Source organism: Neisseria sp. (genome assembly GCF_030523955.1).
Taxonomy (GTDB): Bacteria; Pseudomonadota; Gammaproteobacteria; order Burkholderiales; family Neisseriaceae; genus Neisseria.
Genome location: NZ_JAUNHL010000080.1, coordinates 1 through 11109, shown reverse-complemented (window position 1 = coordinate 11109; position 11109 = coordinate 1). Strand labels below are relative to the sequence as shown.

General features: G+C 54.4%; 10 protein-coding genes. 2 read left to right on the top strand and 8 right to left on the bottom strand.

Annotated features, from left to right (window positions below; translation table 11 throughout):
- Nucleotides 1-45 precede the first annotated feature (45 nt).
- The 7 genes from Q4C79_RS12285 to hppD all read right to left on the bottom strand — a co-directional run bounded on the left by Q4C79_RS12285 (nt 46) and on the right by hppD (nt 8102).
- Nucleotides 46-1200, bottom strand: a complete 1155-nt coding sequence (locus Q4C79_RS12285) for an anaerobic sulfatase maturase (protein ID WP_303091311.1) — start codon at nt 1198-1200, stop codon at nt 46-48.
- A 156-nt stretch (nt 1201-1356) separates the two neighbouring features.
- Nucleotides 1357-1998, bottom strand: coding sequence for a maleylacetoacetate isomerase (gene maiA / locus Q4C79_RS12280; RefSeq protein WP_303091310.1), 642 nt, complete (start codon nt 1996-1998; stop codon nt 1357-1359).
- Between the two features lie 96 nt (nt 1999-2094).
- Nucleotides 2095-3486, bottom strand: a complete 1392-nt coding sequence (gene nhaC, locus Q4C79_RS12275) for a Na+/H+ antiporter NhaC (RefSeq protein WP_303091309.1) — start codon at nt 3484-3486, stop codon at nt 2095-2097.
- Nucleotides 3487-3882: 396 nt separating this feature from the next.
- Complete coding sequence (locus Q4C79_RS12270) at nt 3883-4884, bottom strand: fumarylacetoacetate hydrolase family protein (RefSeq protein ID WP_303091308.1); 1002 nt, start codon at nt 4882-4884, stop codon at nt 3883-3885.
- A gap of 84 nt (nt 4885-4968) precedes the next feature.
- A complete protein-coding gene (locus Q4C79_RS12265; protein WP_303091307.1) occupies nt 4969-5514 on the bottom strand; it encodes a VOC family protein in 546 nt (181 codons plus the stop codon).
- 25 nt (nt 5515-5539) lie between these two features.
- Nucleotides 5540-6859 carry an MFS transporter gene (locus Q4C79_RS12260; protein ID WP_303091306.1) on the bottom strand — a complete coding sequence of 440 codons (1320 nt, stop codon included), beginning with the start codon at nt 6857-6859 and terminating at the stop codon, nt 5540-5542.
- A gap of 160 nt (nt 6860-7019) precedes the next feature.
- A complete protein-coding gene (gene hppD / locus Q4C79_RS12255) occupies nt 7020-8102 on the bottom strand; it encodes a 4-hydroxyphenylpyruvate dioxygenase (protein ID WP_303091305.1) in 1083 nt (360 codons plus the stop codon).
- Nucleotides 8103-8369: 267 nt separating this feature from the next.
- On the opposite strand from hppD, the gene Q4C79_RS12250 reads away from it, so the two are divergent.
- Nucleotides 8370-9275 carry a LysR family transcriptional regulator gene (locus tag Q4C79_RS12250; protein WP_303091304.1) on the top strand — a complete coding sequence of 302 codons (906 nt, stop codon included), beginning with the start codon at nt 8370-8372 and terminating at the stop codon, nt 9273-9275.
- Nucleotides 9276-9296: 21 nt separating this feature from the next.
- Nucleotides 9297-10484 (top strand): acetyl-CoA C-acetyltransferase, encoded by a 1188-nt coding sequence (locus Q4C79_RS12245; RefSeq protein WP_303091303.1) that lies wholly within the window; start codon nt 9297-9299, stop codon nt 10482-10484.
- 234 nt (nt 10485-10718) lie between these two features.
- Here Q4C79_RS12245 and rpsJ read toward each other — a convergent pair whose 3' ends face one another.
- Complete coding sequence (rpsJ, locus tag Q4C79_RS12240) at nt 10719-11030, bottom strand: 30S ribosomal protein S10 (protein WP_002642322.1); 312 nt, start codon at nt 11028-11030, stop codon at nt 10719-10721.
- Between the last annotated feature and the right edge of the window lie 79 nt (nt 11031-11109).

Here is an 11109-nt window from a genome sequence, read left to right as displayed (position 1 = left end):
TTTCAGGATAAGGCTTTCAAGGATTTTTAGCACCCATTTTGTCCCTTACGCCAAATAATTCAAGCCCGGCTCTCCTTCCGGACTGAGAACAAAGCGGTTTTTCGGGCATTCTCCCCAACACCATTGCAGGTGGTCGCAAGTTTGGCAATAACGCGGCAGCAAGGTTTGTTTGGCATAGGCAAATTGTTCCTGCCTCTGGCCGAATGCCAAGCTGCCTTGATGCTCGTGCAAGATGTTGCCCAATTGATATTGCGGATAAACGAAATGGTCGCAAGCGTATAAATCACCATTATGCTCGATAGCCAGCGCTTTGCCGCATATCGGCGCCGTCGTACATTTTTGTGCACCGTAGCCCAAAGCCTGCGATAAGGTATTTTCAAACTGATCGACAAACACGCGGCCGAAATCATGCTTCAGCCATTCTTGCCATACCGCCGCCAAAAAATTACCCCATTGCCGTGCAGACACCGTCCAGTCGGTGACCAGATGCCTGTGCGGATTATCTGTATGCAAAACTACCTGCCTGATCGGAAGATAGCGGCCGCCACGATGCTGCGGCGCCTGCTGCTTGAAATTCACCGGTTCGACGGCTGCGAGAAACTGAATCATGCGCGGCCTGACCGTGTCCCGCAGGAAACGGTATACGGCCAAAGGTTGTGCGGCATTGATGCGGTTGACCACACACAACGCGTTAAACGGAATGCCGTAACGATGCAACAGGCCAACGGCGCGTTCCACATACGGATAAGTGGGTTTGCCGTTTTTGGTTTGGCGCAGCCGGTTATGCAACTGCGGCGGCCCGTCTATCGACAAGCCGACCAAAAAGCCGTGTTCTTTAAAAAATGCACACCATTCATCATTCAACAATAATCCGTTAGTTTGGATATCATTAAGAATGCTCTGGCCCGGTTTGGCATATTGCTGCTGCAAAGCCACGGCCCGGCGGTAAAAATCCAAACCGGCCAGAGTCGGCTCGCCGCCCTGCCAGGTAAACACCACTTCACCGACGGTTTGCGCCTCAATATACTGCCTGATATGCGCCTTCAGCACGGTATCGCTCATGCGCGGCGAGGCCGGTTGATCCAGCAGGATTTGCTTATGCAGGTAAAAACAATAGCCACAATCGATATTGCATTGCGAACCTGTCGGCTTCACCATGGTGTGAAATGCATAGTGCTCGCCTGATTTGGGTATAAACATATGTCTACTCCAGCGGTGTCATTTATCTGCTTAGCTTGATACGCTTGTTTTATCTGTTGTTTTTTGCCAGCCGTCTTGATTGTTTTTTATTGCCCGGTCACACAGAAAAATCGCGTATGCCTGTCTGAAAATTTTTCAGACAGGCATATCGCATGATTAGGCTGCGTCCGGCTGGTTTTCCGGTGCGGCGGCGGCAAATTCGGGCAGGCGCATACATTCGGCGTTGATGCGGCTGATTTCGGGATAGGCGCCCAAATCCACCTTGAACCGTTGGGCGTTATACACTTGCGGCACTAAGCAGCAGTCGGCCAGCGTGGGGGTGTCGCCGTGGCAGAAGCGGCCGGTTTGCGGCGATTGCAAGAGTTGTTCCAATGCGTCGAAGCCTTCGCTGATCCAATGGGTATACCAGGCGTTTTTTGCGGCTTCGTCGGCTTGCAGGTGGTTTTGCAGGTATTGCAGCACGCGCAGGTTGTTGAGCGGGTGGATGTCGCAGGCCATCAGCTGCGCAATGGCGCGCACGCGGGCGCGTTCGGCGGTGGTGGCCGGCAGCAGCGGTGTTTCGGGATGGGTTTCTTCGAGGTATTCGATGATGGCGAGCGACTGGGTGAACACGCCTTCTTCCGTGGCCAGCGCGGGCACCAGTTTTTGCGGGTTTAAAGCCGCATACGCCGCGCCGCGCTGTTGGCCGCCGTTTTTCAGCAGATGCACGAAATCCGTTTCGTGGGGTATTTTTTTCAGATTCAATGCAATCCGCACCCGGTAAGAGGCGGAGCTGCGGAAATAAGAATACAGTTTCATGATGGTTCCTTTTTATTATGCTCTGATCAGGCCGTCCGAAAGAAAACGCTTTTCAGACAGTCCATTAACCGATTCCGTACGCTTCAATTAAGATTTTTACTCCTGCGGCAGCCGGCTGATGGTAAAGCCGGTGAAGCCGTAAATCAGGGTGAGGATCAGGCTTAAATAGCAGAAGAAGGCATAGGGCACATAATCCACCACCGGCACGCCGAGGATGCCGGCGAGAAACACGCCGTACACGCCCCACGGCACCAGCGGATTAATCACCGTGCCCGAATCTTCGATGGTGCGGGCAAGGTTGCGCGGGTGCAGGTTCAGGCGCTCATACAGCGGCTTGAAAGTGTTGCCGGTGAGCAGCAGGCTCAAATATTGTTCGCCGATTAAAAAATTGATGCCGAAGGCGGTGGCGGCAGCCGCAGCGGTGGCGCGGCCCACGCCGGTGAGCAGGTGGGTAACGCCGGCAAGCAAGGCGGGCAGCACGCCCAAACCTTGCAGCAGGCCGCCCAAACTCAAGGCGAGAATGACGATGGTTTGGCTGAAAAACATGCTTTCCATGCCGCCGCGCGACACCAGTTTGCCCACGGTGCCCAAATCCAGCCCTTCGGCCGGTTTGTAGCCGCTGAAAAACCAGCCGCCCAGTTGCCCCAGCGTGGGGCTGCTGTGGATATAGGTAACGGCGATGGCGGTGAAAATGGTGGTGATGATGGTGTAGATGGCGTTGACTTTGCGCACCGCCAGCACAATCAGCACCGCAAACGGCAACAGGGCATAGCCGTGCACGAGGCCGCTGGCCACCAGTTGCTGCTGCATGGCGGCGATGTTCGACAAATCGGCATCAGCCACGTTGCCGGTGAGCAGCCACAGAAAAACGGCGGTCAATATCCAGGCGGGAATGGTGGTGAACATCATGTTGCGGATGTGGTCGAACAGATCCACGCCCACAATCGAGGCGGCGATGGTGGTGGTGTCGGAGAGGGGCGACATTTTGTCGCCGAAGAGCGCGCCCGAAACCACTGCGCCGGCCACGATGGCGGGGTTGGCGTCAAACGCTTCGGCCATGCCCAAAAAGGCCACGCCGGCGGTGGCGCAGGTGGTGAAACCGCTGCCCAGCGAAATGCCGATAACCGAGCAGAGCACAAACGCCGAAATATAGAAAAAATGCGGCGAAATCAGGTCGAAACCGTAATACATCAGGGTGGGAATCGCGCCCGACATCATCAGCGCCGCCACCAAGAGGCCGATATAGAAAAACAGATAAATCGCGCCGATGCCCGACACCACGCCTTCGGCCATGCTTTTTTTCATGCTGTCGAAATCCACACCCTTAAACCTGCCGTAGGCAAATAGGCCGCTCATTACCAGAACAATCGAAATATGCGGAACCCAGCCGAAACCGATCATGGTGATGCCCATCACCGCCACAATTAAGAGTGCGGTTAACAGCGCCTCGCGCGGGCGCATGGTGGTTATGGTTAAAGGTTCGCTCATTTTCCTCATCCTTTGCATCTATAGCGGATTTAATTACTTCGATACAAGGCAGCAAGCCGAAGACAGTACAAGTAGTACGGCAAGGCGCAGCAACGCTGTAGCGAAAGTTAAGTTAATCCGCTATATCGTTGGACCACAAACGTTTTCTGCCGGCCAACTTGGCAAGCCGCCTTGCCTGAGTTTGGCGCAGACCTCAAAACCGCCGCGCCCTTCGAATCTTATCGTTATTTATATGTCGGAGAAAATACTGTTGTTGAATGCCTGCCTGAAAGCAAATATTTTTCAGACAGGCATACCCCATCTTTAGCCAATCAACTTGAAAATCGCCACAACCTTGCCTGATAGCCTCCCCGATGCCTGTCTGAAAAAATTTTCAGACAGGCATCGCCATAACATTCAATACTGCGTGTTCACGCGGTTGATGATGGTGCCGAAAATATTGTTGCCTTCCGCATCGAGCATTTCCACCTCCACCACGTCGCCGTGATCCATAAACGGCGTTTGCGGCTTGCCGCCCTCGATGGTTTCGTACATCCGTACTTCGGCCAAACAGCAGTAGCCCACGCCGCCGTGTTCCACCGACGAGCCATAGAGGTCGTTTTGCTTGTTGGAAACGGTGCCCGAGCCGACGATGGTGCCGGCTTCCGCATCGCGGGTTTTGGTGACGTGGGCGAGCAGTTGGCCGAAGTTGAAGGTCATGTCTTGGCCGGCGTTGGGGTAGCCGAACAAATTGCCGTTTAAGGTAACGCGCAGCGGCAGGTGTACTTTGGCGTCCTGCCAGGCACCACCCAATTCGTCGGGCGTTACCGCCACCGGGCTGAAGGCGCTGGCCGGTTTACTTTGGAAAAAGCCGAAGCCTTTGGCCAATTCGTCGGGAATCAGGCCGCGCAGCGAAACGTCGTTCACCAGCATCACCAAACGGATGGCTTGGGCCGCCTCCTCGGGCGTGGCGCCCTGTTTCAAATCGCCGCTCACCACCGCCACTTCGGCTTCAAAATCAATGCCCCATTCGGGTTGGGCGAAAATCTCGTCGCGCGGGCCGATAAAGCTGTCGGAGCCGCCCTGATACATCAGGGGGTCGTGGTAAAACGAAGCGGGCACTTCGGAATGGCGCGCCTTGCGCACCAATTCCACATGGTTCAGATAGGCCGAACCGTCCGCCCATTGGTAGGCGCGCGGCAGCGGCGAATGGCATTGCCCGGGATCAAACGGTTCGCCTTTGCCGCCATCGGCGTTCAATTCGTCGTATAAGGCTTTCAGACGGCCTTGAGCCTGATCCCAATCGTCCAAAGCCTCTTGCAGGGTGAAAATTTCGGGCAGCGCATAACGGCTCAAATCGCGGCTCACCACCGCCAAACGGCCGTCGCGCCCGCCTTGTTTCAATGTGGCTAATTTCATATTGAATCCTGTTTGTTTATTTTGTTAGGTTTTCAGACGGCCTGAACGCCTGTCTGAACACAATCGGTTAAGGTGAAAACGTTTTTACACTTCCGGCGGCTCGGTGCCGTCGTGTATCCAGCGGGCATGCTGCGGGGCGCGTTTGGTTTCGGCCCATTCGTTGAGCATTTCCCATTTCACCTTATCCAGCGCACGGCTCATTTTCGGCGTGGTAACGTCGCAGGCCAATTCGAGGCGGTGGCCGTTGGGGTCGAAGAAATAAATCGAGTGAAACAGTGTGTGGTTAACGGGGCCGAGCACGTCCACGCCGCCGGCAATCAGCCGCTCTTTGGTTTGCAGCAGCGTTTCCATGCCGTCCACTTTCAAAGCCAGATGCTGCGTCCACAGCGGCGTATTCGGGTCGCGCCCCATTTCCGGTTGGGTGGGCAATTCGAAAAAAGCCAGAATATTGCCGCCGCCGATGTCCAGAAAAATGTGCATATAAGGATCAGGCTCGCCGGTTGAGGGCACTTTGTCTTCGGCAATCGCCAATACAAAACCGGCATCCAGATGCTTTTGATACCATTCAACGGTTTCTTTGGCATCTTTGCAGCGGTAGGCCACATGGTGTACGCCTTGGGTAATCGACATGATTTTCTCCTCTCTTCAAGTTTAACTACTGGGCTTTGGCTAGTAAGCCCCAGGTTTTTTGCAGGCACAGTACGGCAATAATCACAACCGAGGGTACGGCAACAATATAAAACAGCTGCTGCGGTGTCATATTGCCTGCCTGAACCAGCCAGCCGCCCAGCACCGGGCCGATAACCGAGCCGATACGCCCCACGCCCAAGCTCCAGCCCACACCGGTGGTTCGGAACTCAGTGGGATAGTAGTTGGCGGCCATGGCGTTGATGGCAGGTTGCCCGCCGATAACGGCAAAACCGATAACGAACACCACGGCAAAGAACAAGCCGATTGAGTGCACTGTGCTGCCCAACAGAGCAATCGAAACGGCGGCTACCGTAAAACAGGGCATCAAAATACGGAAAAATCCTTGTTTATCAATCATCCGCCCCATCAATATCGTGCCGAAAGTACCGCCCAGTTGCAAGGTCGCCCCCAGCAAAACGGCGGTTTCCAAGGTCATGCCGGTAAGTTTGGCCAAGGTGGGCATCCAGCTCGACAGGAAATATAGCGCAATCATATTCATCAGGCTGATGACCCAGATGGTAAGGGTGAATTTGTGGCGGCCGTGCTCAAACAATGCTTTTACCGGCATTCCGCTTTGCGGCTGTAGGGTTTTGAATTGTTCCGGCAAGGTTTCGCCGGGGTAAAACTCATTGAGCGACTGGCGGATTTTCGGGCTGTCGGGTTGTTTCAACGCCGTGTATTGCAGTGATTCGGGCATATAGCGGTATAAAAACGCCAACAGCACCGCCGGCATAATGCCGCCCACCAAAAACACCGACTGCCAACCGAAACGCGGGATTAGAAGCGCCGCGATAAAGCCGCCGATCATGGCGCCTACGGTAAAGCCGCAGGAAATCAGCATCATCACCGAAATACGCTGGCGTTTGGGCGTAATTTCGCCGCACAAAGCCATGGCATTGGGCATAATCGCGCCCAAGCCCAAGCCGGTGATAAAACGCAGAATCACCAACTGGGTAACGTTTTGCGCAAATGCGGTGGCCGTCATACACACAGCAAAAAATAAAGTGGCCCATAGCAAAACCGGGCGGCGGCCGAATTTATCGGAAGCATAACTGAACGCCAGTGAGCCGACCAGCAAGCCGAACAAGCCGGCACCGAATACCGTGCCCAATTCGGTTTTCTCAATCTGCCATTGCTCCAAAATCGCCGGTGCGGCATAGCTTACCGATTGCACGTCAAAACCGTCCAAAATCATCAGGATACCGCATAAAATCAGGATCAGATATTGGCGGCGGCCCAAAGGGCGCTCGTCGATAATATCTGACAATAAAGGCTGGTTGCTCATTTCTCCTCCACTCTTTTTCATTAACTTATTGCCGGTGCCGGCATGGCGGGGCTTTTGATATCGACTGAATCCGGCTTGATTGTTCAGACGGCCTTTTTTGTTTTTATGTTGTTTCAGACGGCCTGCTTAAGAAAGACAAGGCCGTCTGAAAGATTCCGTTTCACACTTCCAACGCCCCGCGGCGGATTTGGTCGCGCTCCAGCGATTCGAACAAAGCCTTGAAATTGCCTTCGCCGAAGCCCTCGCGGTAGTCGCCCTTGCGCTGGATAAATTCGAAAAACACCGGCCCCAACAGGGTTTCGGAAAAAATTTGTAAAAGCAGGCGCGGCTGGCCGCCTTCGGTGGTGCCGTCCAGCAGAATGCCGCGCGATTGCAATTCGGCCACCGGTTCGCCGTGGCCGGGCAAGCGCTCTTCGAGCATTTCGTAATAAGTGTCTTTCGGAGCGGTCATCAGCGGAATGCCGGCCGCGCGCAATTGGTCGATGGTGGCGGGCAAATCGTCGCTCAACAGCGCGATGTGCTGGATGCCTTCGCCGCCGAACTGCATCAGGTATTCTTCAATCTGGCCGCCGCCCTGCTTGGCCTCTTCGTTGAGCGGAATGCGGATTAAACCGTCGGGTGCGGTCATCGCGCGGCTGGTGAGGCCGGTGTATTCGCCTTTGATGTCGAAATAGCGGATTTCTTGGAAATTAAACAGTTTTTCGTAGAACTTGGCCCAATAATCCATGCGGCCGCGGTAAACGTTGTGGGTGAGGTGGTCGACGATTTTCAGGCCGTAACCGAAAGGTTTGCGTTCCACGTCGGGCAGAAACTCGAAATCGATGTCGTAAATCGATCTGCCTTCTTCAAAGCGGTCGATCAGATAGAGCGGCGCGCCGCCGATACCTTTGATGGCGGGCAGGCGCAGCTCCATCACCGAAGTGGGGATGTCGATGGGTTTCGCGCCCAATTGCAGCGCGCGCTGGTAAGCCTGATGCGCATCGCGCACGCGAAAAGCCATGCCGCAGGCGCAAGAGCCGTGCTCGGCGGCAAAATAAGCCGCTTCGCTTTTCGGCTCGCGGTTCACGATGAAATTAATTTCGCCCTGGCGGTAGAGCAGCACATCTTTCGAGCGGTGGCGCGCCACCAATGAGAAGCCCATTTTTTCAAACAAAGGCTCTAAAACATCCGGCTCGGGCGAAGCGAATTCCACAAACTCGAAACCGCACAGACCCATGGGGTTGTCGAACAAATCGGTATGCATAAATTTCTCCTGTCTTTTATTTTATTCTCTCTTGCAAACAAGGCCTGTCTGAAAGCGTTTTCAGGCAAGCCTCAAAGCATCAAAGCATATATTGCGGCGTATTGGCCGTGATGAAACGATGCCTGTCTGAAATCATGTTTGCACAAACGCTATGTATTGATGGTGTATTTTCCTGTATCCGCTTTTGCGGATGCTTGACAAACATCATAATTTACGATTTATTATTAAGACAAACAGTTTTTTATAAATTATTTATCGGAAAAACTAATGAATCTAAGCATACGCCAGCTACGTGCATTTATTACGGTGGCGGAACACGGCAGTTTCAGCCAAGCAGCCCTACAGCTGCACCTCACCCAATCGGCGCTCAGCGGTTTGATTAAGGAGTTGGAAAATCAATTGGCGATGCGCCTGTTTGACCGCACCACCCGCCAATTACACCTGACCGATGCCGGCCGTCGGTTACTGCCTTCCGCCCAGCGTGTTTTAAACGATATCCACGCGCTGGCTGTCGAGGCGCAAAATATACACAACGGTCATAGCGGACAGGTTCGCTTTGCTGTCTCCCAGCAGTTGGCCGCTTCGGTGATTCCCGATTTGATTACCCGGTTCCAACAGCATTATCCCGATATCCGCCTGCACTTGGTCGATTGCTCGGTTGAGCAAGTACTCGATCAAGTCAATAACGCCGATGTCGATTTCGGCATGGGCCCCGAACGCACCCTACCCCCGGATATCGAATCCAATTTGTTATTCGCATTACCTTTTTATGTTGCCTTGCCCGCCGATCACCCGCTCGAACAACAAGCCAGCGTGAGCTGGCAAGATTTGCAGCAAGAAACCCTGATTACCCTGAACGGCCCGTTTACCGACCGGCTCGCCGAGGCTCTGCCCGAAACGGTAGCTGAACATATCCGCCACCCCCGTTATTCGGTTAATTTCCTCTCCACCGCCATCGGGCTTACCCGCAACGATCTCGGCCTCACCCTCTGCCTGCCCTATGCGGCTGATATGGTGCGCCGCAACGGCTTAATTATGCGCAAAATAACCGGGCCGGTCATCGAGCGGAAATTTTTTATTTACCGCAGGAAAAACCGCAGCCTCACCCCATCCGCCGAGATCTTTTGCCGTTTTCTTAATGAAGAAACTCCTTACTTGACCTGCTCCAATTGATAAAGAAAGAAGAGGAAAAACATGAAAAAAGCCGTAATTGTCGCCGCTAAAAGAACACCGATCGGCAGCTTCCTTGGCAGCCTGAGCACCGTCAGCGCTCCTCAATTGGGCAGCGTCGTGATCCAATCCTTACTGAAAGAAAGCGGCATTTCCGCCGACGCCGTAGACGAAGTGATTATGGGCAACGTGCTCACCGCCGCGCTCGGCCAAAACCCCGCCCGCCAAGCCGCCATCGGCGCCGGTATTCCGGTGGAAGTACCCGCCGCCACCGTTAACGTGGTTTGCGGATCCGGCCTCTATGCTTTGCAACTGGCGGCGCAAGCCATTGCCTGCGGCGATGCCGACATCGTGATCGCCGGCGGGCAGGAAAATATGTCACAAGCCCCGCACACTCTCAGCGGCATGCGCAAGGGCTTGAAATCCGGTAATCAAAATCTGGTCGACAGCATGGTGGCCGACGGCCTTACCGATGCCTATCAGCACTACCACATGGGCATCACCGCCGAGAATGTTGCGGAAAAGCTTGCTATCAGCCGCGAAGAACAAGATGCCTTCGCTTTACGTTCCCAGCAACGCGCCTCCGCCGCCGACCGTGCCGATAAGTTTATAAACGAAATCAGCCCGGTATCCATCCGGCAACGCAAAGGCGAACCGCTCATCATTGAACGCGACGAATACATCCGCCACAATGCCGATGCCGCATCCATCGCCAAACTAGCACCGGCTTTTAAAAAAGACGGCAGCGTCACCGCCGCCAATGCTTCCGGCATCAATGATGGCGCCGCCGCCGTTTTGATGATGAGCGAAGAGAAAGCCCGCGAGTTCGGCCTTACGCCGCTGGCCTCGGTAAAATCCTATGCCGCCGCCGGTATCTCCCCCGAAATCATGGGGCTGGGCCCTGTTCCCGCCAGCCAAAAAGCTTTACAGAAAGCCGGCTGGCAAGTGGCCGACCTCGACTTAATCGAAGCCAACGAGGCTTTCGCCGCCCAAGCAATCGGTGTGAGCCGCGAATTGAGCCTGCCTGAAGATAAAACCAACGTCAACGGCGGCGCCATCGCTCTGGGCCATCCGATCGGCGCATCCGGCTGCCGCATCGTGGTCAGCCTGCTACATGAGATGCAACGCCGCCGGGCTAAAAAAGGGCTGGCTACGCTGTGCGTAGGCGGCGGCATGGGCTTTGCTATGACCTTCGAGCGAGAAACGGATTAGATACTTTTCAGACAGGCATCATTCTAAAAATGCCTGTCTAAAAATTAGTTTTTTGCGCTTGAATGGTCAAACCAAGCGTCGCAAGGGTTGTATAACCTTGCTGTGCTTTTTGCCTGGCATACGCGGTTTTTGCCTCAAAAAACCGCTTCACCGGTCAATTGTCAACAGCCCCTAGAGAAAACCCCCGAATCGCCGAGCGGTTCGGGGGTTTGCCTCAGGTTCATGCTTACCTGATTACTGTACTTTGATTTCCACGTCTACACCTGCAGGCAGGTCGAGTTTCATCAAAGCATCGGTCGTTTTGTCGGTCCAATCCACGATGTCCATCAGACGCAGGTGGGTACGGATCTCCAATTGCTCGCGCGAGGTTTTGTTCACGTGCGGCGAACGCAGGATGTTGAAACGCTCGATTTTGGTCGGCAGCGGAATCGGGCCTTTAACAACGGCACCGGTACGCTTGGCGGTTTCAACGATTTCCTGAGCGGAACGATCAATCAGGCTGTAATCATACGCTTTGAGGCGGATACGGATTTTTTGGTTTGCCATTTATCAATATCCTTCAATTAAGCGATGATGGAAGATACTACGCCGGCACCTACGGTACGACCACCTTCGCGAATCGCGA

Coding starts and splice junctions, on each gene's coding strand:
- Q4C79_RS12285 (WP_303091311.1), bottom strand. CDS start 1,200: ATGTTTATACCCAAATCAGGCGAGCACTATGCATTTCACACCATGGTG.
- maiA (WP_303091310.1), bottom strand. CDS start 1,998: ATGAAACTGTATTCTTATTTCCGCAGCTCCGCCTCTTACCGGGTGCGG.
- nhaC (WP_303091309.1), bottom strand. CDS start 3,486: ATGAGCGAACCTTTAACCATAACCACCATGCGCCCGCGCGAGGCGCTG.
- Q4C79_RS12270 (WP_303091308.1), bottom strand. CDS start 4,884: ATGAAATTAGCCACATTGAAACAAGGCGGGCGCGACGGCCGTTTGGCG.
- Q4C79_RS12265 (WP_303091307.1), bottom strand. CDS start 5,514: ATGTCGATTACCCAAGGCGTACACCATGTGGCCTACCGCTGCAAAGAT.
- Q4C79_RS12260 (WP_303091306.1), bottom strand. CDS start 6,859: ATGAGCAACCAGCCTTTATTGTCAGATATTATCGACGAGCGCCCTTTG.
- hppD (WP_303091305.1), bottom strand. CDS start 8,102: ATGCATACCGATTTGTTCGACAACCCCATGGGTCTGTGCGGTTTCGAG.
- Q4C79_RS12250 (WP_303091304.1), top strand. CDS start 8,370: ATGAATCTAAGCATACGCCAGCTACGTGCATTTATTACGGTGGCGGAA.
- Q4C79_RS12245 (WP_303091303.1), top strand. CDS start 9,297: ATGAAAAAAGCCGTAATTGTCGCCGCTAAAAGAACACCGATCGGCAGC.
- rpsJ (WP_002642322.1), bottom strand. CDS start 11,030: ATGGCAAACCAAAAAATCCGTATCCGCCTCAAAGCGTATGATTACAGC.